The sequence below is a fragment of the Rossellomorea aquimaris genome (assembly GCF_000935355.1).
Taxonomy (GTDB): domain Bacteria; phylum Bacillota; class Bacilli; order Bacillales; family Bacillaceae_B; genus Rossellomorea; species Rossellomorea aquimaris_B.
On record NZ_JXZC01000001.1, the window covers coordinates 979,903 to 1,002,036 of the forward strand.

23 protein-coding genes are annotated in these 22,134 nt (G+C 39.5%); 7 read left to right on the forward strand and 16 right to left on the reverse strand.

From position 1 onward, the window contains the following. Positions 1 to 46 precede the first annotated feature (46 nt). Both TV75_RS04950 and typA read right to left on the reverse strand, forming a co-directional pair. Positions 47 to 355, reverse strand: coding sequence for a YlaH-like family protein (locus TV75_RS04950; RefSeq protein ID WP_044337532.1), 309 nt, complete (start codon positions 353 to 355; stop codon positions 47 to 49). A 23-nt stretch (positions 356 to 378) separates the two neighbouring features. Next, positions 379 to 2,217 (reverse strand): translational GTPase TypA, encoded by a 1,839-nt coding sequence (typA, locus tag TV75_RS04955; protein WP_044337533.1) that lies wholly within the window; start codon positions 2,215 to 2,217, stop codon positions 379 to 381. Between the two features lie 291 nt (positions 2,218 to 2,508). Between typA and TV75_RS04960 the strand changes: the two genes are divergently transcribed. Further along, complete coding sequence (locus tag TV75_RS04960) at positions 2,509 to 2,694, forward strand: YlaF family protein (RefSeq protein ID WP_044338018.1); 186 nt, start codon at positions 2,509 to 2,511, stop codon at positions 2,692 to 2,694. Positions 2,695 to 2,739: 45 nt separating this feature from the next. Here the strand turns inward: TV75_RS04960 and TV75_RS04965 are convergent, their stop codons facing one another. Both TV75_RS04965 and TV75_RS04970 read right to left on the reverse strand, forming a co-directional pair. Continuing rightward, complete coding sequence (locus TV75_RS04965) at positions 2,740 to 3,537, reverse strand: inositol monophosphatase family protein (protein WP_044337534.1); 798 nt, start codon at positions 3,535 to 3,537, stop codon at positions 2,740 to 2,742. Positions 3,538 to 3,849: 312 nt separating this feature from the next. Then, on the reverse strand, positions 3,850 to 4,044 hold the full coding sequence (locus TV75_RS04970) for a hypothetical protein (protein WP_044337535.1): 195 nt from the start codon (positions 4,042 to 4,044) through the stop codon (positions 3,850 to 3,852). 180 nt (positions 4,045 to 4,224) lie between these two features. Between TV75_RS04970 and TV75_RS04975 the strand changes: the two genes are divergently transcribed. Then, positions 4,225 to 4,845, forward strand: coding sequence for a YktB family protein (locus tag TV75_RS04975; RefSeq protein ID WP_044337536.1), 621 nt, complete (start codon positions 4,225 to 4,227; stop codon positions 4,843 to 4,845). A gap of 61 nt (positions 4,846 to 4,906) precedes the next feature. Here TV75_RS04975 and TV75_RS04980 read toward each other — a convergent pair whose 3' ends face one another. Together TV75_RS04980 and TV75_RS04985 are read right to left on the reverse strand one after the other, a co-directional pair. Then, positions 4,907 to 5,179 (reverse strand): UPF0223 family protein, encoded by a 273-nt coding sequence (locus tag TV75_RS04980; protein WP_044337537.1) that lies wholly within the window; start codon positions 5,177 to 5,179, stop codon positions 4,907 to 4,909. A 33-nt stretch (positions 5,180 to 5,212) separates the two neighbouring features. Next, complete coding sequence (locus TV75_RS04985) at positions 5,213 to 6,169, reverse strand: NAD(P)H-dependent flavin oxidoreductase (protein WP_044337538.1); 957 nt, start codon at positions 6,167 to 6,169, stop codon at positions 5,213 to 5,215. Positions 6,170 to 6,658: 489 nt separating this feature from the next. Here TV75_RS04985 and TV75_RS04990 point away from each other — a divergent pair, with 489 nt between their 5' ends. After that, the gene (locus TV75_RS04990; protein WP_044337539.1) at positions 6,659 to 8,128 is read left to right on the forward strand and encodes an aminotransferase class I/II-fold pyridoxal phosphate-dependent enzyme; all 1,470 of its coding nucleotides are present in this window, start codon (positions 6,659 to 6,661) and stop codon (positions 8,126 to 8,128) included. A gap of 95 nt (positions 8,129 to 8,223) precedes the next feature. Here TV75_RS04990 and TV75_RS21370 read toward each other — a convergent pair whose 3' ends face one another. From TV75_RS21370 to TV75_RS05000, 3 genes are all read right to left on the reverse strand, one after another. Then, a complete protein-coding gene (locus TV75_RS21370; RefSeq protein WP_082051137.1) occupies positions 8,224 to 8,343 on the reverse strand; it encodes a GapA-binding peptide SR1P in 120 nt (39 codons plus the stop codon). A gap of 272 nt (positions 8,344 to 8,615) precedes the next feature. Beyond that, positions 8,616 to 9,455 carry a polysaccharide deacetylase family protein gene (locus TV75_RS04995; RefSeq protein ID WP_044337540.1) on the reverse strand — a complete coding sequence of 280 codons (840 nt, stop codon included), beginning with the start codon at positions 9,453 to 9,455 and terminating at the stop codon, positions 8,616 to 8,618. Positions 9,456 to 9,520: 65 nt separating this feature from the next. After that, entirely contained in the window at positions 9,521 to 9,769 is a 249-nt protein-coding gene (locus TV75_RS05000; protein WP_044337541.1) for a hypothetical protein, read from the reverse strand. 311 nt (positions 9,770 to 10,080) lie between these two features. Between TV75_RS05000 and TV75_RS05005 the strand changes: the two genes are divergently transcribed. Next, a complete protein-coding gene (locus tag TV75_RS05005; RefSeq protein ID WP_052504422.1) occupies positions 10,081 to 10,473 on the forward strand; it encodes a hypothetical protein in 393 nt (130 codons plus the stop codon). Between the two features lie 114 nt (positions 10,474 to 10,587). On the opposite strand, the gene lpdA is transcribed toward TV75_RS05005, so the two are convergent. The 5 genes from lpdA to TV75_RS05030 all read right to left on the reverse strand — a co-directional run bounded on the left by lpdA (position 10,588) and on the right by TV75_RS05030 (position 16,780). Next, on the reverse strand, positions 10,588 to 11,997 hold the full coding sequence (gene lpdA, locus TV75_RS05010) for a dihydrolipoyl dehydrogenase (RefSeq protein ID WP_044337542.1): 1,410 nt from the start codon (positions 11,995 to 11,997) through the stop codon (positions 10,588 to 10,590). Positions 11,998 to 12,001: 4 nt separating this feature from the next. Continuing rightward, a complete protein-coding gene (locus tag TV75_RS05015; RefSeq protein WP_044337543.1) occupies positions 12,002 to 13,348 on the reverse strand; it encodes a dihydrolipoamide acetyltransferase family protein in 1,347 nt (448 codons plus the stop codon). 160 nt (positions 13,349 to 13,508) lie between these two features. Then, positions 13,509 to 14,486, reverse strand: coding sequence for an alpha-ketoacid dehydrogenase subunit beta (locus tag TV75_RS05020; RefSeq protein ID WP_044337544.1), 978 nt, complete (start codon positions 14,484 to 14,486; stop codon positions 13,509 to 13,511). A 3-nt stretch (positions 14,487 to 14,489) separates the two neighbouring features. Then, positions 14,490 to 15,605 (reverse strand): pyruvate dehydrogenase (acetyl-transferring) E1 component subunit alpha, encoded by a 1,116-nt coding sequence (gene pdhA / locus TV75_RS05025; RefSeq protein WP_044337545.1) that lies wholly within the window; start codon positions 15,603 to 15,605, stop codon positions 14,490 to 14,492. Between the two features lie 515 nt (positions 15,606 to 16,120). After that, positions 16,121 to 16,780, reverse strand: a complete 660-nt coding sequence (locus TV75_RS05030; protein ID WP_253275467.1) for a YkyA family protein — start codon at positions 16,778 to 16,780, stop codon at positions 16,121 to 16,123. A 329-nt stretch (positions 16,781 to 17,109) separates the two neighbouring features. On the opposite strand from TV75_RS05030, the gene def reads away from it, so the two are divergent. Beyond that, positions 17,110 to 17,664 (forward strand): peptide deformylase, encoded by a 555-nt coding sequence (gene def, locus TV75_RS05035; protein ID WP_044337546.1) that lies wholly within the window; start codon positions 17,110 to 17,112, stop codon positions 17,662 to 17,664. Positions 17,665 to 17,707: 43 nt separating this feature from the next. On the opposite strand, the gene TV75_RS05040 is transcribed toward def, so the two are convergent. Beyond that, complete coding sequence (locus TV75_RS05040; RefSeq protein ID WP_044337547.1) at positions 17,708 to 18,478, reverse strand: Cof-type HAD-IIB family hydrolase; 771 nt, start codon at positions 18,476 to 18,478, stop codon at positions 17,708 to 17,710. A gap of 970 nt (positions 18,479 to 19,448) precedes the next feature. Here TV75_RS05040 and TV75_RS05045 point away from each other — a divergent pair. Further along, complete coding sequence (locus TV75_RS05045) at positions 19,449 to 19,655, forward strand: DNA-dependent RNA polymerase subunit epsilon (RefSeq protein WP_044337548.1); 207 nt, start codon at positions 19,449 to 19,451, stop codon at positions 19,653 to 19,655. Between the two features lie 4 nt (positions 19,656 to 19,659). After that, positions 19,660 to 21,327 (forward strand): ribonuclease J1, encoded by a 1,668-nt coding sequence (gene rnjA, locus TV75_RS05050; protein ID WP_044337549.1) that lies wholly within the window; start codon positions 19,660 to 19,662, stop codon positions 21,325 to 21,327. A gap of 48 nt (positions 21,328 to 21,375) precedes the next feature. Here the strand turns inward: rnjA and TV75_RS05055 are convergent, their stop codons facing one another. Then, positions 21,376 to 22,032: a potassium channel family protein gene (locus TV75_RS05055; RefSeq protein ID WP_044337550.1), complete on the reverse strand. Its 657-nt coding sequence runs from the start codon at positions 22,030 to 22,032 to the stop codon at positions 21,376 to 21,378. Positions 22,033 to 22,134: the final 102 nt, after the last annotated feature.

Sequence of the window (22,134 nt, forward strand, 5' to 3'; positions counted from 1 at the left end):
AAAGCTGTAGTCTCACCATTAGAGACTACAGCTTTTTTTCATATACTTAAAACGTGCCTTTTTTCTTTTCGTTCGTTAGACGCACCTTATATATTATCAAGATTAGAGCCGCAACGACTAATCCTTCGGCAACCGGCAAGAAAATTCCGAGAAACGTTAATACGGTACATCCCAAAATGAGAAAAGTATAAATCAAAATCGATTTCATTACTGGCAGCTTCTTCGCAAAACCGAGCTTGTAAACTAAGATTGAGAGCCCAACTATGGTTATATAAAGCAACCACATACCCATTTCCGCGTTTTGGTCAACACGGTAAAGGGATGCGAAAAAGGACAAACGCTCTGTTACATCCATTTCCTACTCCCCCTTCACTTAGTTTATTGAGAAACTTTACTTTTCTTTTCTGCTCTTTCTCGTTCATTCTTATCAAGAATCTTTTTACGAAGACGGATCGATTCAGGTGTCACTTCGCAATACTCGTCATCGTTTAGGTATTCAAGAGACTCTTCTAATGTCATGATTCTTGCTTTTTTAATGGTTACGGTTTGATCCTTGTTAGCAGAACGAACGTTTGTCGCTTGTTTAAGCTTTGTGATATTAACGGTAATATCATTTTCTCTTGTATGTTCCCCAACAATCATTCCACCATAAATTTCAGTACCGGATTCAACAAAGATAATACCGCGGTCTTCCACTTGCATGATTCCGTATTGGGATGCTTTCCCTGTTTCCATGGATACTAATACACCTTGACGACGTCCGCCGACTCTACCTTTTTGCAGGGGCTGGTAGCTGTCGAATGTGTGATTGATGATACCATATCCACGAGTAAGAGTCATAAATTCGGTTGAGTAACCAATTAATCCACGTGCAGGCACCATAAACATTAAACGGACTTGTCCATTCCCGTTGTTTACCATATCCAGCATTTCACCTTTACGTTGACCAAGGGATTCAATGACTCCGCCCATGTATTCTTCAGGAATATCAATTTGAACACGTTCTACAGGCTCACTCTTCACTCCATCGATCTCTTTGATGATAACCTGAGGTTTTGATACCTGTAATTCGTAACCTTCTCGGCGCATGTTCTCAATCAGGATTGAAAGGTGCAGCTCTCCACGCCCTGAAACTGTCCATGCATCAGGTGAATCTGTTGGTTCAACACGTAAACTTACATCTGTTTGAAGCTGAGCCAATAAACGTTCTTCGATTTTTCTTGAAGTAACAAATTTACCTTCTCTACCTGCAAATGGGCTGTTGTTCACTAAGAATGTCATTTGAAGTGTAGGCTCGTCAATACGAAGAACCGGAAGTTGATCCTGATGTTCAACAGGACAAACCGTTTCACCAACATTAATGTCTTCCATTCCGGAAACAGCGATCAAATCACCCGCTTTTGCTTCCTGGATTTCTTCACGTTTCAATCCGAAGAAACCGAAGATTTTAGTTACACGGAATTGTTTAACAGAACCGTCAAGCTTCATTAATGCTACCTGCTGGCCAACCTTCATTGTCCCTCTGAACACACGTCCTATTCCAATTCGACCAACGTAATCATTGTAATCGAGCAATGCAACTTGGAATTGCAGTGGATCTTCAGAGTTGTCTACCGGTGCAGGAATGTGCTCAATGATTGAGTCATACAAACACTGCATGTTTTCGTCTTGTTTTTCCGGATCCGGATCTGTACTTGCTGTACCGTTGATAGCCGAGGCATAGACAACAGGGAATTCAAGCTGTTCATCATTTGCATCCAATTCAATGAATAATTCCAGAACTTCATCGATTACTTCTTCCGGACGCGCTGAAGGTTTGTCAATTTTATTTACAACTACGATAGGTGTAAGGTTTTGCTCAAGTGCTTTCTTAAGAACGAAACGAGTCTGAGGCATACATCCTTCATACGCATCCACTACTAATAAAACACCATCTACCATTTTCATGATACGTTCAACTTCTCCACCAAAGTCAGCATGTCCCGGGGTATCAAGAATGTTGATACGAGAATCTTTATATTGAATCGCCGTATTTTTCGCTAAGATCGTAATACCGCGTTCTCTCTCCAAATCATTTGAATCCATCGCGCGTTCAGAAACTGTTTCATTTTCGCGGAAGATTCCAGATTGCTTTAAAAGCTCGTCTACTAATGTCGTTTTCCCGTGGTCAACGTGAGCAATAATAGCAATATTTCTAAGATCATTTCTTAATTTCATATTTCCACTCCTGAATATTGGATTTCTTTATTATGTTAAAGATAATATATTTCAGTTCAACTAGACCATTATATCACAGCATTAAGAAAAGCCCTAATAAATATTTCTTTTACCTATCCGTCAACTATTAGTTTCCGTCATCACTTGGGTCACAACCCTCTCCCTCTTTGTCTACTATACCCATTGCACATTATCCATTTGATAGGTAGAATTTAATTGGGAGAGCTATAAAATATGTATAATATTAATAAAATCAGGAAAATGATTTTTGATTTTTTTGGAGGTTTTATGATGGGGAATATTAAATGGATATTTGTATTATTTTCTTTATTAGCTGCCGTTTCCCTTATGGGTATTGCGATATCAATCAGTTTACAAAGCATCCTGCTTGCTGCTGTAAGCTTAATTTTTCTATTTATCGTGATGGGATTCGGTTTCAAAACAAAGAAAAAATACCGTGAAGAAGGTCGATTGTAGACAGAAGAAGAGAGACTCGGCAATAATATTGCCGGTCTCCCTCCTTTAGTTCTTCCGTCCAAGATAGTCAGTCAAGATGGTTTGGTGCAGTTTTGGTTTCCCTACAAACACCGAGCTTTTATTCAATGGGTTCAAGGGATCTCCATTAAGGTCTGTCACAACTCCCCCAACCTCTTCAATCATAATCTTTCCGGCTGCGAAATCCCAAGGAGCCAAACGCATTGTTAAGTAAGCATCCAATCTACCTGAAGCAACATATGCCAATTCAATGGCGGCTGATCCGTAGGAACGAGTTCCCCTTACATCCTTCACGAGTGGCGAAAGAATTGTTCGGTCAATTCGTTTATTCTCAGTCACCCAAAGTGCATTCAAAGCTACAATTGCATCTTGAACAGGTACTGGATCAAGCTCGGGAAGCTTCACATCATTCATATAAGCCCCATTACCCTTACTTGCAAAATATAGCTCATCATGAACAACATCATATATGTATCCTAATTTCCCTGCATCTCCATCATAGATGCCGATAGAGATGGCAAAATTCCGTTGTTGGTGAACAAAATTCATTGTTCCATCGATAGGATCGATTATCCACGTTATACCTGATAACTCCTTAAAGTCATCCCCGTAACCTTCTTCACCGAGGATTTGATGACCAGGGTAAGTATTCCGGATGTTTTCTGTAAAGAAATGCTCTGTTGCTTCATCCATATCGGTAACCAAATCATTTCGGTTCGACTTTGTCTTGATATTCAATTCTGACTTGAATGATTGACGAATCTTCTCTCCAGCTTCCCGTATCCACGTTCTAACATTTTGATCTAATTCCGTCCAATTTGTCATTGATAACTAGCCTCCAATATGTGTAACAATCAACTTATTACAATTATTAATATGGTCGTTTTCATTAGATCCGACTCATACTCATTCTCTAAACAAAAATCGCAATACACTTCTTCTTCTATAGCTAAATAGCTTAATGGAAATAAGAGACTGTTTCAAGTTATTTACCTCGTTGCTCATCGCAAATTAGACATGATCGAAAACGGGAGTATCTATGACCACAAAAAAGCGAACTCTTTATGCCTTTGAGCTCGCCGTTCAACTGTTGAATCATGTCAAAATACTTTATACCCACCTGAAAGGATTAAAGCTTTATAAGGCCTTCATTTTCATTAGCTCTTCTCGAATACTCATGAGTTTCTGTTTGGACTTGGTCTGGGTTTCTTTATTCTTCGTTTGAATTGCTTCGAACAAAACAGCTAATTCATAATCCATTTCAAGCCTTAATACATTCATCCTTTGCTGCTGGACATCACGTTTTTTAGAAGTGTTCATTACTTGTTTCATGGCCATACACCCCTTCCGAGTTTTCGATTTATCTGATTGTTCTGATAATATTTACTACATGTTATGAAATATCCTCTCATCTTGTAACTAAAATGTGCAGACACCCATGGATAAATCAATCGACTACAAGCTCGCACTACATTATGTTAAGATATTGGTGGTAAATAAGGAGGATTCAACATGAAATTCAATGGTTTCAAACAAGAAGATTTTCAAGTTTTCACTATTAATGGGTTAGAAGATCGAATGACTGCCATTCAGGAACAGATTAGGCCTAAACTTGAAGATTTAGGCGAACATTTCGCCCCCACTTTAAGTGCATTAACAGGAGATGAAATGTTTTACCATGTGGCTAAACATGCACGTCGATCGGTTAACCCTCCTGATGATACCTGGGTTGCGTTTGCGAACAACAAACGGGGTTATAAAAAACATCCACATTTCCAGATTGGATTATGGGAAACGCATGTTTTTATATGGTTTGCAATGATCTATGAAGCTCCAAATAAAGTTGAATTCGGTAGAAACGCTGCAGAAAGTGCGGATAAGATAAGATCATTGATCCCTGGTCACTTTGTTTGGTCTGGAGATCATACAAAACCAGATGCTATACCTTTTTCTTCTATGTCACAGGATGAATTCATTGCTTTAACTGAAAGAGTGCAAAATGTTAAAAAAGCCGAACTTCTATGTGGACTTCATCTTGACCGGGATACAGCTATTAAGCTGAATGGTGATGAATTTATCCAGGAAGTTAATAGTGCCTTTGAAACACTTTTACCCCTTTATAAAATGAACTAAACCATATAAGTGTTGTCAATAATGCATAAAGAACGACTGCTAAAAATAGCAGTCGTTCTTTTTAGTTCATTGAAATTTTGTCAGCGTCTTGAAGTTCTTTCATTTTCTTTACGACTTTATAAGAAGAATAGCCGCTTGATTCTTCAAACTCATTACAAATTCTCTTTTCCTCTGCCTTACCTGGTACGATTTCCTTAAATCGCTTATACCTATCCATTAGATCATCTCTTGAGACGCCTTTTTCATAGGCTTTTTCAATGGCTTCAAAAAAGGCAATAACGTCAATTACTTCTTCCGTAGACCAGTCTATATCGAAAGGGTATTGGTATTCCATAGTTCAAACAACTCCTTGATGAATGATGATGTGTTATTTCCATTCCTTACGAATGTTCTCTGATTGGCGGATCATTCGTTGAATGAGATCCTTAACCGATGGGATATCATGGATTAAACCCATCACTTGTCCAGCCCACGCAAACCCTTCGTCTATTTCCCCATCGTAAATGTATCGTTTATTGGCTTCACCGCTTATGTATGATTTTAATCCTTCATATCCAGCGTCCGATGTTTCAGCATCCAGTATCTGCTTGGTCCATGTGTTGGAAATGGCTCTTGCCGGGGCCCCTAAAGATCGTTTGATGACTACTGTACCACTCTCGTCTCCTTCAATCAAGGCACGCTTATAAACATCAGAAGCATGTACACATTCTTTTGTAGCAATAAACCTTGTACCCATCTCAACTCCTTCAGCACCAAAGCTGAGGGCAGCCATTAACCCTCTACCGTCTCCAACACCTCCCGAAGCAATGACCGGAATAGAAACAGCATCAACGACCCTTGGAATCAAGACGAATGTACCGATATCATCTTTCCCTAGATGGCCTCCCCCTTCCTGTCCGACCACCATAACGGCATCCGCACCTAGTTCTTCCGCTTTGATAGCCTGTCTTTTTGAGGAAACTAAAACAAGCTTAACAATGTTCTCCCCTTGTAGTTGTTGAAACAGGGGCGTCGGGTTTCCTCCTGTAACGGAAACGACCGGTACTTTCTCTTCAATGGCAACGTCCACAAATTCGCTAAAGGGGCGTCCATGTTGACCGATGGCAAAGTTTACTCCAAACGGTTTATCTGTTAACGACCTTACTTTTACGATTTCTTCACGAAGCTGTTCAGGATTGTCCAGGGACATTGCAGTAATCTGGCCAAGTCCACCCGCATTCGACACTGCCGCTGCGAGTTCTGCATATGCCAGATGAGCCAGGCCACCTTGTATAATTGGATATTGAATGTTTAATAACTCTGTTACCCGTGTTTTCCAATTCAATTGAATCCCTCCATTCATTCATCTATTCTCGATGGAGTGCGTGAAATCCTTTTCTTGGTGGGAGCATAATTAAAAAGATACTTTGAACCTGATTTGTATGAATTACCGCGTTAAAATTGGAGTGTAGTGCAGATTTTTGGCTCATTCGAGTGAAACGTATGTTTCACTCGCCTTTCAGCTATGCTGAAAGGTCGTCCTGTGATAGAGAATCCCCCGCCCAAGCGAGCTTGGGCGGGGGATTCTCTATCACAGGACGGAAATGAGCCAAAAATCATGGGGATCTATTCTTTTGTTTTGTGCTATGAAATACAAAATAAACCCTGGTTAGGCATATGCCACTATGCAAAGATTTTCTTAAGTGCTATAATTCATTTGTTTGTTGAAATATCAAAAGAAAATGTATGAAATTGTGGTTATAATCCTATATAATGATATCTTTAGCAAGTTGGTTAATTGTGTTATCAAGAATATAAAGAGGTGTTGAATGAATTGTCTCAGAATGAAACGCCGTTGTTTACCGGCTTAATTGAACATAGTAAAAAAAATCCCGTCCAATTCCATATCCCAGGTCATAAAAAAGGGGCAGGTATGGATCCTGATTTTAAGGATTTCATCGGGGAGAATGCTCTTTCCATCGATTTGATTAACATCGGTCCTTTAGATGATTTACATCAGCCCAAGGGAATGATAAAAAAAGCTCAGGACCTTGCCGCCGAAGCATTTGGTGCCGATCATACATTCTTCTCAGTTCAAGGAACAAGTGGTGCCATTATGACAATGGTAATGAGTGTATGTGGACCTGGCGACAAGATCATTGTTCCTAGAAACGTCCATAAATCGGTTATGTCTGCAATTGTATTCTCAGGAGCTATTCCTATCTTTATCCACCCGGACATTGATGAGGACTTAGGTATCTCTCATGGAATCACAACAGATGCTGTAGCCAAAGCATTGGACCAAAATCCCGATGCCAAGGGTGTTCTGGTCATAAATCCAACTTATTTTGGGATTTCTGCAGACCTTAAGAAGATTGTAGAAATCTCCCATTCATATAATGTTCCAGTACTTGTGGATGAAGCTCATGGCGTTCATATACATTTCCATGACGAGCTACCCCTTTCAGCAATGCAGGCAGGTGCTGACCTAGCGGCTACCAGCGTTCACAAACTTGGTGGTTCTATGACTCAGAGCTCTGTCCTTAACATGAAAGAGGGACTTGTTTCATCGAAACGGGTGCAAACCATTTTAAGTATGTTGACGACCACTTCGACTTCCTACTTATTACTGGCTTCCCTCGATGTTGCCAGAAAACGGCTGGCCACTGAAGGACATGAGCTCATCACCAAGACGATTGAACTGTCGCAGGATATTAGAAGACAGATCAACGAAATTGACGATTTGTACTGTGTTGGTGAAGAGATCCTTGGAACGAAAGCTACCTATGCCTATGATCCAACAAAGTTGATTGTGTCCGTGAAGGATTTAGGGATCAGTGGATTTGATGCTGAGAAGTGGCTACGGGAAGCTCATAATATCGAGGTTGAGATGTCTGACCTTTATAATATCCTTTGCATCATCACACCTGGTGACACCGAGGTTGAGGGAAATCAATTGGTCATTGCTTTAAAAGAACTTGTGACAAGTCTTAAGAAACAGGGAGAAATGACACCTGTTAAAGTGATGCTTCCTGATATCCCGGTTCTCTCCATTACTCCCCGGGATGCGTTTTATGCAGATACCGAGGTCATTCCAATTGATGAGTCTGTCGGAAGAACAATCGCTGAATTTATTATGGTCTACCCTCCAGGAATTCCGATTTTCATCCCTGGTGAAATCATCACACAGGAAAACATCAATTATATTAAAACCAATATAGAAGCAGGTCTGCCAGTACAAGGACCTGAAGATTATGATTTGCGTCACTTGAGAGTAATTAAAGAGCACAGAGCTATAAGATAAACAAAAAAGGATGAAGAAGGTCCCGCCCTTCTTCATCCTTTTATTTATTAGAACCCCTTTAAGACACTTTCACTCCCTGCTCCCCTTAGCAGGTATCAGTCGTCTAATTCTTTGTCGTCGTTGCAGTCACAGCAGTTAGAGAATAAAACAGAAACCTTCTCATCCTCATAATGCTCGATAGTGCCAAGACATGATTGACATACAATTGTTCCCATCTTTTTTCCTCTCCTTCGCGATGTTTTTTGTAAACGCTTTATCTTATCTGCTTCTATAATAATATAACACATTTAAAATATCAAGCCTAAATTGTATAACATATTTAACTTTTCATTCTTTTAATTAACCATACTATTAAAGATTAAACTATATGTAAGTGTTTTCATTAACATGAACAGTTTTTAAAGAAATTCAAAGAGTTTTTGCACATTTTCGCAGGCGCAATGAAAAAAGCTGCATAAAGAAGAGATTCTTCATGCAGCTTTAAGAGTTATTCAATGGTTTTTATTCTATTGGGATCGAGAGTCTCATATCCCTTATTCCGAAGGCCCTTTACAATATCGGATAAGCCCTCGCTCGTCCACGTGCGATCATGCATGAGAAGATTTGCCCCATCATTCAGGTAAGGGCTGTTAATCATAATATCGGTGATCGCATCTTTGTTCTGATATTGCTTTTCCCAATCATATCCGTATGTCCAGTTCATCAGTGACATCTTTTCTTCTGCTGCAATTTGGCGGCTATAGTCAGTATTCTGACCAAATGGAGCTCTGAAGAATTTAGGTCGTTCCCCAATGATGGATTCAATAAGATCATTTAGGGACACGATCTCTTCTTTTTGTTTTTCAGGACTGATTTCTTTCAGACTGCTATGACTATACGTATGATTTCCAATCGTAAATCCCATGTCATGAATCTTTTTTAAAGTCTCTTTCTCTTCAGGTGTTTCAAGAAAATGACCATTTACAAAGAAGATAGCAGGAGCGTTCAGCGCTTTAAGATCTTTTGCCATTTGTAAGGCGTGTTGATCTGGTGCATCATCGATCGTAAGGAGAACTACTTTAGGATTCGCATCACCTATAGGATTAATGCTCCAGTTATTTTCATTGATTGTATAGTCCTTTGTTTGAACTACCTCTTCTGAAGGTTCACTTGTCTCTTCCTGTTCAGTGTTTTTCTCTGCTGAAGAGTCAACCTCAGTTGTCTTGCCGCTTTCTTCTTCCATTTCAGAATGATCGGGTTTCTTGGTTTCTTCGTTGGTGGTTGTTGGTTCACCGGAACATGCTGTTAATAGTAGTAGGGTTAAGCCGGTTGCTAAAATCTTTTTCATGTCTCTCACCTTTCCGTATTCACTTTGAATATTTTAACATATTCTTAAATGAATCTGGGAAAGAATTAAAATATTTCCATTACATTTTCAAATACAACTTTGAAGGCAAAGAAACACGTTAAACTGAAAGATGTAATAAATAAGGTCAGCTTTCTTGATTGAACGATTTTCTTGGCGGCAATAAAAGCTAAGTAAAAGAATATAACAAACATGATCCACTTATATTCTAAATGATCTTTATCAGACATCCATTCAGCTATATAGAAAACACTCCATAAAATCATTTGAACCAAAAATGCAATATACGATTTCATGTTTATTACACCCTTTAAGTGATTTATTTTAAACTTCCTTCTTTTTATTTACCCCTATTCATGAATTGAAACCTGAATTGAAACCTGACGATTAGATAATAAAGTCTTAGAGCAACCTTCAATCGTCGTATTAATATAGTATATTCTTTTAAGATTACTTTCATTATGTATGTCTTTTCAATTATGTAACATTTCAATGACTTGACCCTTTTACGATTTTTCATATGATAAAATGTGACGTAAGATCAGTATAAAAGTTATTTATTTACAAATTAAAGTTCATAGCATCGTTTAAGAAAAGAGGATGATGTATGAAACATACACTCACTTTATCAATATTAATCATTTCCACGATGTTGCTTTTGACTTCATGTGACTATATTTCTTCGAACAAGGTTGTTTTAGCAGAAGATCAATTTATAGAAAAGCAGGTTATATTCTTTACGGATGAACGCAACGTTTCTAAAGAAATACCCTATTACGATGCAATCATTGAGCTGAAAAAACAATATCCTGATGACCTTAAACGTTTGAAGGTTGTCAGCCTCAATACTGAGGCACCTAATGAAATAGCAGATTCTCCCCCGACTTCACCTGCAATCGTAGTCGTAGAAAATAATCAGGTCATATGTAAAGTGGAAGGCGATATTTCCAAAGAAGACATTATAAAACCCGTTTCAACTGCAATTGAAAGTTGGGAATAATAACAATTGTAAAAAAGGGATTGAAGCGCATTATTGCTTCAATCCCTTTTATTCTTGGTAACAAATAAAAAAAGGATGATCCCAGCAAGCTGGGATCATCCTCGATTTGTTACATTATTTTACGATATGAATTGGGCTACCCATAGCAACTTCTGCTGCTTCCATGGAAATCTCACCTAATGTAGGGTGAGCATGGATCGTCATCGCAACGTCTTCAGCAGTCATACCTGATTCAATCGCCAGTCCTAATTCAGCTATCATATCTGAAGCACCGGAACCTACGATTTGTGCTCCGATAATTAAACCGTCTTCTTTACGAGTAACAAGCTTCATGAAACCATCACTCGCATTAAGAGCCAATGCACGGCCATTAGCAGCGAATGGGAATTTAGCAGCGATCACTTCGATGCCTTCTTCTTTCGCTTGCGCTTCAGAATAACCTACTGTCGCTAATTCAGGATCTGTGAAACACACAGCAGGTATACCAAGGTAATCGATTTCTGCCGGTTCACCTGAGATGACTTCAGCAGCAATTTTACCTTCGTAAGAAGCTTTGTGAGCAAGTGGTGGTCCATCCACGATGTCACCGATTGCGAAGATGTTAGGGATGTTCGTACGGCACTGCTTATCAATTTTGACAACACCGCGGTCTGACATCTCGATGCCAACTTCTTCAAGACCGATTTCATCCGTATTTGGACGACGGCCAACTGTTACAAGCACGTAATCAGCTTCAACCGTTTTCTCTTCACCTTTTACTTCATATTTAACGACAACGCCGCTATCGCTCTCTTCAACGCCTTTAGCCATTGCTTTCGTTACAACCTCGACGCCTTTTTTCTTAAGACCTTTTTTCACGACCGTAGTCATTTGCTTTTCGAAACCGCTAAGGATATCGTCGGCACCTTCTAAAATCGTTACTTGGGATCCAAGGTTTGCGTAAGCAGTACCAAGTTCAGTTCCGATGTAACCTCCACCGATTACCACAAGCTTCTCTGGAATTTCAGTAAGAGCAAGAGCTCCTGTTGAATCGATGACGCGTTTTGAGAACTTGAAGCTAGGGATTTCGATTGGACGTGAACCAGTTGCAAGGATCAAGTTTTTGAACTTGTATGTTTGAGCAGAGTTGTCGTCCATCACACGCAATGTATTAGTATCTACAAGGTAAGCTTCACCGCGAACGATTTCTGCTTTGTTTCCTTTAAGAAGACCTTCAACACCGCCAGTTAATTTCTTAACCACTCCAGCTTTCCACTCTTGAACTTTATCAAAATTCACTTTTACATTTTCAGCTACGATCCCCATGTCATCAGAATGTTGAGCCTGATGAAAACGGTGACCCGCTGTGATTAGAGCTTTAGATGGGATACAACCAACGTTCAAGCATACTCCACCCATGTTTTCTTTTTCGATGATTGTCACTTTTTGCCCCAGCTGCGCTGCACGGATTGCAGCAACATATCCTCCGGGACCTGAACCGACTACTATAGTATCTGTTTCAATTGGGAAATCTCCTACTACCATTGTATTACGCCTCCATTAATAATAATTCTGGATCGTTCAACAAACGCTTGATATGGTTAAGTGCATGTTGAGCAGTAGCTCCGTCGATCATTCGGTGATCGAAGCTCAATGATAATGCTAACACAGGTGCGGCTACAATTTCACCATTTTTAACTACAGGTTTTTCTGCAATACGTCCGACTCCAAGGATGGCAACCTCTGGATGGTTGATTACTGGAGTGAACCATTGTCCACCGGCAGAACCAATATTCGTGATTGTACATGAAGCACCTTTCATTTCATCACCTGAAAGCTTACCATCACGAGCTTTTCCAGCCAGTTCGTTAATTTCATTTGAAATTGAGAACATGGATTTACGATCAGCATTTTTCACAACAGGTACTAATAGTCCTTTGTCAGTATCCGCTGCGATACCAATGTTGTAATAATGTTTTTGTACGATTTCGCTCGTTGAATCATCAATAGATGTGTTTAGAGCAGGGTATTCACGTAATGCACTTGTTAATGCTTTAACGATGTATGGTAAGAATGTTAATTTAATACCTTTTTCAGCTGCAACTTCTTTGAACTTCTTGCGGTGAGCCCAAAGTTTTGTCACATCGATTTCATCCATTAATGTTACGTGAGGAGCTGTATGTTTAGAGTTAACCATTGCTTTCGCAATTGCTTTACGCATACCACTCATTTTCTCGCGAGTTTCAGGGTATTCACCCTCTGGTGCTTTAGGAGCAGCTTTTTTAGAATCAGCTTCTGGTGCTTTTTCTTCTGTTTTAGCTTCTTCAGCAGTTTCAGCCGGCTTAGAATCTCCGCTTAAGAATGCATCGATATCTTCCTTGACAACACGTCCGTTTTTACCAGAACCGGATACTTGGCGAATTTCCACGCCGTTTTCTCTAGCGTATTTACGAACGGAAGGCATAGCGATCACACGCTTATTAGGATCAACTTCAGCATCTTGACCTGTTGATTCTTCCTTTGTTTCAGGAGCAGCTTCTTTCTTGACATCTTGTCCAGATTCAGCAGATCCTTGAACTTGACCTTTTGTTTTCTCATCAGCTTTAGGAGCTTCTTTCTTCTCTCCATCGTCACCTTTGAACTGAAGATCTTCGTATCCAGGAGCATCGAACTTAATCAGTGTGTCACCTACAACCGCTACAGTACCTTCGTCAACAAGAAGTTCTTCAACTGTTCCTGCTACCGGAGATGGAATTTCTACTACTGCTTTATCATTTTGGACTTCACATAGTACATCGTCTTCTTCAACTTTATCGCCAGGCTTAACAAACCATTTTACGATTTCACCTTCATGAATACCTTCACCAATGTCTGGTAATTTGAATTCGAATGACATGGACTCTACCTCCTGTATTGAATAATGATTAAAAATAGATGAATGTAATATTTTATCTCTGTCTGATTTTCTTATATCTACAATTGGAAAAGAGAAGGGTGGATTGCCCTTCTGTTCTCCTTTGAATATCTAGGGGGGAGCTATAAAAACTCCTTACCCATTAAAAGTTAAGTACTTTTTTCGCAGTTTCAAGCACGTCTTTATGGTTTGGTAACCAGATAGGCTCCGCTTGAGAGAAAGAGTAAACTGTATCTGGTGCCGCTACACGAAGTACTGGTGCTTCAAGACTAAGAATCGCACGGTCATTGATTTCAGCAACCACGTTCGCTGCGATACCAGCTTGTTTTTGAGCTTCTTGAACAACGATGGCACGGTTTGTTTTCTCAACAGATGCCATAATCGTATCGATGTCCAGCGGGCTAACAGTACGTAAATCGATTACTTCGACTGAATGTCCTTCTTTTTCCAGTTCTTCAGCCGCTTTTAATGATTCGTGTACCATTGCTCCGTAAGTAATGATGGAAAGGTCTGTACCTTCGCGTTTAACATCCGCTTTACCAAGTTCGATTGTGTATTCCTCTTCTGGAACCTCTTGACGGAATGAACGGTATAATTTCATATGCTCTAAGAAAATGACAGGGTCATTATCGCGGATGGATGAAATTAATAAACCTTTTGCGTCATATGGTGTTGATGGGATAACAACTTTCAGACCAGGTTGCTGAGCCATCAATCCTTCTAAGCTGTCCGCATGAAGTTCTGGAGTATGTACTCCACCACCGAATGGGGAACGGATTGTGATTGGGGAAGTATACGTTCCACCTGAACGGTAACGCATACGCGCCATTTGTCCACTTACTGAGTCCATTACTTCATATACGAAACCGAAGAATTGGATTTCAGGTACTGGACGGTATCCTTCTAATGCTAAACCGATTGCTAAACCACCGATTCCTGATTCTGCTAGTGGAGTATCGAATACGCGGTCTTCACCGAATTCTTTCTGAAGTCCTTCCGTTGCACGGAATACACCACCGTTTAGACCTACGTCCTCACCAAAAACTAAAACGTCTTCGTTGTTGCGTAGTTCTGTGCGCAGTGCATCAGTGATCGCTTGAATCATTGTCATTTGCGCCATGGCTTATTTCGACTCCTTTTCTTTGTAGATTTCTAATTGTTCTTTCAAGTTGTAAGGAAGCTCTTCATACATATTGTTAATGAAATCAGTAACTTTTTGTTTAGGAGTTCCGTCTGCTTCTTTAATTGCTTGTTTGATATCTTCTTTCGCTTCTTCAATCACTTCGTTTTCTTTCTCTTCACTCCATAATCCTTTACCTTCCAGGAATTTACGGAAACGCACCAATGGATCTTTCTTTTCCCAGTCAGTATCCATTTCTGAAGTACGGTAGCGAGTTGGATCATCACCAGCCATCGTATGTGGGCCATAACGGTAGCAAAGTGTTTCAATCAGTGAAGGACCTTCACCATTTACAGCACGGTTACGGGCCTCTAATGTAGCTGAATACACTGCTAATGGATCCATTCCATCCACTAATATACCAGGGATACCAGCTGCAACTGCTTTTTGCGCAATTGTACGGCCGGCTGTTTGCTTATCACGTGGTGTTGAGATGGCGAACTGGTTGTTTTGAACAACGAAAATCGCTGGAGCTGCGTACGCACCTGCAAAGTTAATTCCTTCGTAGAAATCACCTTGTGAAGAACCACCGTCACCTGTATATGTAACGGCAACAGCTTTCTTACCACGTTTCTTAAGACCTAATGCCACCCCGGCAGTTTGGATGTATTGAGCACCGATGATGATCTGTGGTGATAATACATTCACTCCTTCTGGAGGCTGATTCCCTTTGAAGTGTCCACGTGAGAATAAGAACGCTTGAGCCAAAGGAAGACCGTGCCAAACGATCTGTGGAACATCACGGTAACCTGGCAGGATCCAATCTTCCTTCTCCAGAGCAAAGTGAGAAGCAATTTGTGATGCCTCCTGTCCAGCTGTTGGTGCATAGAAACCTAAACGTCCTTGACGGTTCAGGGAGATTGATCTTTGATCAAGAATACGAGTATAAACCATACGACGCATTAATTCCTGCAGATCCTCATCAGAGATCTCCGGCATTGCATCTTCGTTTACTACTTCGCCTTCTTCGTTCAAAATTTGGAACATTTCAAACTTGTCTTCAATTTGTTCGAGCGTCTTAACTGCATCGAATTGTGCCTTCTTTGATTTAGAAGCCATCGAAGTCACCTATCCTTTCTTTATACATTTATTTTGGTTTTTTTACATACAAAGTTTAGATTACCCAAATTCAGTATGACCTACCACAATACTTGAGGATACACACACTATTAGTAGTTTTCCACAAATACCAAGAAAGAAAACCCGAAATTACATTCGAGCTTATCTGTATCAGTCTAAATTCCATAAAGACTAATACAATTCATAAATACCTTTACTAGTTTACAATATAGAAATTCAGGAAGTCAACGACAAAGTATTATAAATTAATGATTCCAAACAACCTTCAAATTTTTTCTGCCATTTCTTTTCAAAACTGTATCAATACTTCCTCATCTACTGTTATATATAAACATCGGAAACAATCGCATCTGTTATAGAGTAAGAATACCGTAATTCCTCATAACCCCATTATGACCTTGAGACTTGATAGGGATTCAGAATATTTTTTAAGTGAAATGATAAAAAAAGTGGTAGATGAGGAAGTTTTCCTCTTCTACCACTTTTTATCCATCTTATTCTGAGTCTTTCACATCAAGACCGGCATTGGAATAAAATTCTTGTTTCAGCTTATTAAATTCTTCTGTCTTTTTATTGTAGTCCTCGTTGAACTTCACTATTTTTTCATATTGTTCATTAATAGAAGAGATTTGTTTCTCAAGCTCTTCCAATGTGAGTTCTTTCTTTTTGAACATATTATAAAGTTCTTTATCCAGAGACAGCACATCCAGATAAGAAGATGTTAGCTTTTCATGAAGCTGATAGCGTTCTTCCATCGTTTTCCCCAGCTTTTCGGCTTCTTTTTTAAGATCTTCGTTTTCTAACTTATCTACATATTCGTCTGCTTTCGCAAACTCTTCTTCGGCTTCACTCATGGACGTACGCTCTTTATCTATGTATTCTTTTCTTTTTTTGATGTTTTCCAGAGCTTCGTCGGAAAGTTTTACAATTTGGTCAAACTCTTTCATCCCAAGATCCATAATCTTAGTATAAATTTCTTTTTCTTTTTCTTCTAACTCTTGAAGAGGCTTTTGAACTTCAACATATTGCCCTTCTTTGGATACTGTTTCTTCAAGAACATTGTACATATTCTCCTCGGGTGAAGAACCACCAACACAGCCCATCAATACAAAGATAGCGGCTCCTAAAATGAAAGCAAAACGAAATTTCGACACAACTAGATCCCCCTTAACTATTTACCACCTTCTACTATATCTATGTCTACAACATTTGACAATAGGGATTTACAACTGTGGAAAAAAATGTCGATTAGACAATTCTTCCTATTAAAATGATTATGACATTTAACTGGTGAGTATTCCACCTTAAACCTGATTCGTTAACTTTTCCGATGTAAAATGATAGACTATTATCATACATAGTAGATTATCTTAATATATAAAGTAGAGAAGTGATTGATCATTAGAACATGTCTTCAAGTGTTATTTAAGGACATATATTGCCTATCCATTCATATCTCTATTGTACCTGAGGAGGAAGATCAATGATTACCATGAATGACATCATCCGGGAGGGCCACCCAACATTAACAATGGTGGCAAAGGAAGTGCCTATCCCGCCATCAAATGAAGACCGGGAAACATTAAGAAGCTTATTGGAGTATGTAATAAACAGTCAAAATCCTGAAACAGCACATAAATATGGCCTTAGACCCGGGATTGGCCTCGCTGCGCCTCAAATCAATATTTCTAAGCGAATGCTGGCTGTGAATGTGACAGACAATCAAGGAAAATTACACAGTTATGCTTTATTCAACCCGAAAATTATCAGTCACTCAATCGAGAAAGCTTATTTAACATCAGGTGAAGGTTGTCTGTCAGTAGATAGAAATGTCCCTGGATTTGTTCCTCGATATGCCAGGGTGACGGTAAAAGGCTGGGATGTGGATGGAAACGAAGTGAAACTGCGTTTAAAGGGATTACCATCCATCGTGTTCCAGCATGAAATCGATCATTTGAATGGAATCATGTTCTATGACCACATCAACCCGAATAACCCATTCGAGCCGATTCCGGATGCAATCGCCATTGAACGATAATAAAAAAAGACTTCTTCCTGTTTTCCGAAGAAGTCTTTTTCAATTAGATTAATTCCAGTTCCTTTAAACCATGGTATATTCCATTATCATCTACGTGTTTTGTAATCAAATTTGCATGTTTTTGTACTTCTTGGACGGCATTTCCCATGGCAACACCTGTACCAACGGACTGAATCATTTCAATATCATTTAATCCGTCTCCAAACGCGTAAACGTCTTCCATTTTAAAGCCGAGCTTAGCGATCATCTTCTTAATGCCTTCTGCTTTCGATCCACCTTTTGGCAGTATATCCATTGAGTACTGATGCCAGCGAATGAACGTGAAATCATTGTATTTCTCCCGATAAAAGCTTTCTGCTTCTTTTGTACAAAACAACAAGGATTGATAAATATCTCTCCCTTTATAAAATTCAGGAGCATAATCAGGATGTGGAAATTTTAAACTTCTCATACTTTCTTCAATATATTCATGGTGTCTTTGGTTTGACTTCATCGTTTCATGGTTTAAGTGAACCACCGGATGTTCCTTAGAATACGTATCCTCCAGTAACTCTTCCAACGTCTCTATTTTTAATGGATTGGTATAGATGACCTCATTTTCAAAAACCACATATTGACCATTGAAGGAAACAAAGGATTCAATCCCTAACTCTTCCCTCAGACTCTCATACATAAATGGGGCTCTGCCAGTTGCAATCGCAACATAAGTGCCGTTTGATTGTAGTGTTTGGATGGCTTCTTTCGTTGCTTGAGGCAGCTTCTTATCGTGGTCAAGCAGTGTACCATCTATATCGAAGAAAACTATTTTAGACATAACCGTTCTCCTTTTCATACATTATCGATCTTTCATCTCTTTTACCCGTTGTTTAAAGTAATCCTTTACGGCTTAAAAGTCAATGAATGAGCCCAAACAGCTTCATTTACCAAACTTAACCATGTAAGAGATTCAATAAATTCCGTACAATATAAGTAAGACAACAGAGACGTCGGTATTTATTGTTCCTTTACTTCAAAGGAAAATCTCGGTAAACTATTGATAAGGAGTGATCCACCATGTTAAAAAAGCTCAGGAAAAAGCTTTTAAAACAGTGGAAAGAATTGCTTAGAAAAAAAACGATTGCATAGTTTTTTTATCTGCTGAACGAAATCAGGCAGTCACACTACTAAAATACATGTCATTCGGCTATACTGTCATACGTTTACACAAATAATAAGGGACTGATGCCACTAGTGAGCTTTTTCGTCTCCATTGGTTCAGTCCCTCTTCTCTATTTTTGTAATGTTTTAATGAAGGATTCTTGCAAAAACTTTATTTACATGAAAGAATCCTTTATAATTTATAGCATACATAAACAAGATGATTCATCCCTATTTAAATGATAGGTTCATTTCGAAGAGTTAGAGTTAGGACTGCCCGCTATGGTGAATTCTCGTGAAAGATGGATTTCACTCACCTTTCATACATACTGAAAGGTCGCCCTGTGTTAAGGAAATGATACTTTTATCAATCGTTTTTTTACCACAGGGCGTAAATGAGCCATATATGAACATAGTAACTGTTCAGACCACAATGGTATATCTATACCTATTAGCAGGGAAACCAGCCCTCTAATGTCCAGCTCCAGCGTCTAGCCCTATTCTTCATAATCCACACACATCCCTCAACCGGATTAAGGTTTTATGCGGATAGGGTTTATGACGCCGCTTTTGTTATGTAGTTGATAACTTTTTTATCATAGATGAAAGTTAGATTTTTTGAAAACGGATAAGGAGAGAGAAAAAACATGATTTTTAAAGTATTTTATCAAGAAAGTAAAGCAGAAGTGCCTGTTCGCGAATGCACTCAATCTCTTTACATGGAAGCAGATTCAGAACGTGAAGTACGCCTGAAATTAAAAGACAAACCGTATAACATTGAATTCGTACAAAAGCTAGAGGGCGCTTTTTTAGAGTATGAAGAAAACCATCATTCTTTCGAGTTGGAGCAATAATTAAATGAAATTTGTCAAGAATGACCAAACCGCAGTATTTGCCCTTGGCGGTTTAGGTGAAATCGGTAAAAACACATACGGCGTACAATTCCAAGACGAAATCATCCTGATCGATGCAGGAATCAAGTTTCCTGAAGACGAACTGCTAGGCATCGATTACGTAATCCCAGACTATACGTATCTGGTGAAGAATGCAGACAAAATCAAAGGGCTTTTCGTGACACATGGACATGAAGACCATATTGGTGGAATCCCTTATTTACTTCGCGAATTAAACATCCCGATTTACGGCGGGAAGCTCGCACTGGGACTTATTAAAAACAAGCTTGAAGAGCACGGTCTATTACGAAATGCGAAACTTAATGTAATCAAAGAAGATGACATCGTTAAATTCCGCAAGACGTCCGTAACCTTCTTCAGAACGACTCACAGTATTCCGGATTCATACGGAATTGTCGTGAAAACACCACCTGGTAATGTTGTACACACAGGTGACTTTAAATTTGATTTCACGCCGGTTGGTGAACCCGCGAACTTAACCAAAATGGCTGAAATCGGAAAAGAAGGCGTACTTTGTCTTCTATCTGATAGTACAAACGCTGAAGTTCCAAACTTCACAATGTCGGAACGTAAAGTCGGAGAAAGCATCAATGACATTTTCCGCAAAGTGGACGGTCGTGTTATATTCGCTACTTTCGCTTCTAATATTCACCGTTTACAACAAGTGGTTGAAGCAGCTGTCTTTCATAATAGAAAAGTCGCTGTATTTGGAAGAAGCATGGAAGCGGCCATTACGATTGGTCAAGAATTAGGGTATATCAACGCCCCTAAAGATACATTCATTGAACATAACCAAATAAATCGTTTACCTGCGAATGAAGTCGCGATATTATGCACAGGTTCCCAGGGTGAACCAATGGCTGCATTATCAAGAATCGCAAACGGTACTCACCGTCAGATTCAGATCCAGCCTGGTGACACAGTTGTATTCTCTTCTTCACCGATCCCTGGAAATACGATCAGTGTAAATCGCACAATCAACCTATTATATCGTGCTGGAGCAGAAGTCATTCATGGCCCATTAAGTGATATCCATACATCCGGTCATGGTGGACAACAAGAGATGAAGTTAATGCTCCGCCTGATGAATCCTACCTTCTTTATGCCGATACATGGTGAATTCCGCATGCAGAAGATGCACGCACAGCTTGGTGTAGATTGTGGAGTACAGCCTGATAACTGCTTCATAATGGACAATGGTGAGGTACTTGCATTAAGCAATGACTCCGCACAAGTTGCTGGTAAAATCCCTTCTGGAAACGTCTATATCGACGGAAGCGGTATTGGTGATATCGGTAATATCGTCCTTCGTGACCGCCGTATCCTTTCTGAAGAAGGCTTAGTCATCGTAGTGGTAAGCATCGATATGAAAGATTTCAAGATTGCTTCTGGACCGGACCTGATTTCAAGAGGATTTGTGTACATGCGTGAATCAGGTGATCTTATCAATGAAGCTCAAACACTTATTTCTAAACATCTGAACAAAGTTCTTGAGAGAAGAACTTCTCAATGGTCAGAAATCAAAAATGAAATCACAGATACACTGGCTCCATTCCTATATGAAAAAACAAAACGTCGTCCTATGATTTTACCAATCATTATGGAAGTCTGATCTATCAAAAAAGAGGCTGCCCCGATATAAAGGGCAGCCTCTTCTTTATTATAAAACCTTCTTTTCAAAACGGTTAATATCCGTATCCGCCCCGATTACGATCAGGATATCTCCTTCACGAATCTGTTCATCGGCTTGGGGAGACACAATAATATCCTTTTGCCTTTTAATCGCCACAATATTGATTCCGAATTGAGCACGGATATCCAGATCGATCAACGAGTTCCCGCTCAGGTTTTCATTCGCCACAATCTCCACGATGGAGTGCTCATCCGATAGCTCTAAGTAATCCAGTACATTATTCGAAACGATATTATGAGCAATCCTTCTTCCCATGTCGCGCTCTGGATGAACGACTTGGTTCGCACCTATTTTCCGTAATACTTTTTCATGATAATCATTTTGAGCCTTGACTGTAATGTTCTTCACGCCGATTTCTTTCATCATCAAGGTAGTTAAGATACTGGATTGGATATCGTCTCCAATAGCCACAATGACGTGATCAAAATTTCTGATTCCCAGGCTCTTTAAAACGGATTCATCCGTTGAATCTGCCACTACCGCATGAGAGGCAATAGAAGAGAATTCATTTACTTTATCTTCATCCTGATCAATCGCCATAACTTCCATGCCTTGATCGGATAATGAACGTACAATACTGCCTCCAAATCGCCCTAATCCAACAACCACAAACTCTTTTTTCACCCTACATCCCCCCGCACTCTATATATTCTATATTTTAGCACAAAAAAAAGGAGAAAATGAAATTTCTCCCTGTCGTTCCCTGTATTAAATTTAGAGGAGCAT

Excerpts from the sequence above, each read along its gene's own strand:
- TV75_RS04950 (WP_044337532.1), bottom strand. The coding sequence starts at position 355 with ATGGATGTAACAGAGCGTTTGTCCTTTTTCGCATCCCTTTACCGTGTT.
- typA (WP_044337533.1), bottom strand. The coding sequence starts at position 2,217 with ATGAAATTAAGAAATGATCTTAGAAATATTGCTATTATTGCTCACGTT.
- TV75_RS04960 (WP_044338018.1), top strand. The coding sequence starts at position 2,509 with ATGGGGAATATTAAATGGATATTTGTATTATTTTCTTTATTAGCTGCC.
- TV75_RS04965 (WP_044337534.1), bottom strand. The coding sequence starts at position 3,537 with ATGACAAATTGGACGGAATTAGATCAAAATGTTAGAACGTGGATACGG.
- TV75_RS04970 (WP_044337535.1), bottom strand. The coding sequence starts at position 4,044 with ATGAAACAAGTAATGAACACTTCTAAAAAACGTGATGTCCAGCAGCAA.
- TV75_RS04975 (WP_044337536.1), top strand. The coding sequence starts at position 4,225 with ATGAAATTCAATGGTTTCAAACAAGAAGATTTTCAAGTTTTCACTATT.
- TV75_RS04980 (WP_044337537.1), bottom strand. The coding sequence starts at position 5,179 with ATGGAATACCAATACCCTTTCGATATAGACTGGTCTACGGAAGAAGTA.
- TV75_RS21370 (WP_082051137.1), bottom strand. The coding sequence starts at position 8,343 with ATGGGAACAATTGTATGTCAATCATGTCTTGGCACTATCGAGCATTAT.
- TV75_RS04995 (WP_044337540.1), bottom strand. The coding sequence starts at position 9,455 with ATGAAAAAGATTTTAGCAACCGGCTTAACCCTACTACTATTAACAGCA.
- TV75_RS05000 (WP_044337541.1), bottom strand. The coding sequence starts at position 9,769 with ATGAAATCGTATATTGCATTTTTGGTTCAAATGATTTTATGGAGTGTT.
- TV75_RS05005 (WP_052504422.1), top strand. The coding sequence starts at position 10,081 with ATGAAACATACACTCACTTTATCAATATTAATCATTTCCACGATGTTG.
- lpdA (WP_044337542.1), bottom strand. The coding sequence starts at position 11,997 with ATGGTAGTAGGAGATTTCCCAATTGAAACAGATACTATAGTAGTCGGT.
- TV75_RS05015 (WP_044337543.1), bottom strand. The coding sequence starts at position 13,348 with ATGTCATTCGAATTCAAATTACCAGACATTGGTGAAGGTATTCATGAA.
- TV75_RS05020 (WP_044337544.1), bottom strand. The coding sequence starts at position 14,486 with ATGGCGCAAATGACAATGATTCAAGCGATCACTGATGCACTGCGCACA.
- pdhA (WP_044337545.1), bottom strand. The coding sequence starts at position 15,605 with ATGGCTTCTAAATCAAAGAAGGCACAATTCGATGCAGTTAAGACGCTC.
- def (WP_044337546.1), top strand. The coding sequence starts at position 17,110 with ATGATTACCATGAATGACATCATCCGGGAGGGCCACCCAACATTAACA.
- TV75_RS05040 (WP_044337547.1), bottom strand. The coding sequence starts at position 18,478 with ATGTCTAAAATAGTTTTCTTCGATATAGATGGTACACTGCTTGACCAC.
- TV75_RS05045 (WP_044337548.1), top strand. The coding sequence starts at position 19,449 with ATGATTTTTAAAGTATTTTATCAAGAAAGTAAAGCAGAAGTGCCTGTT.
- rnjA (WP_044337549.1), top strand. The coding sequence starts at position 19,660 with ATGAAATTTGTCAAGAATGACCAAACCGCAGTATTTGCCCTTGGCGGT.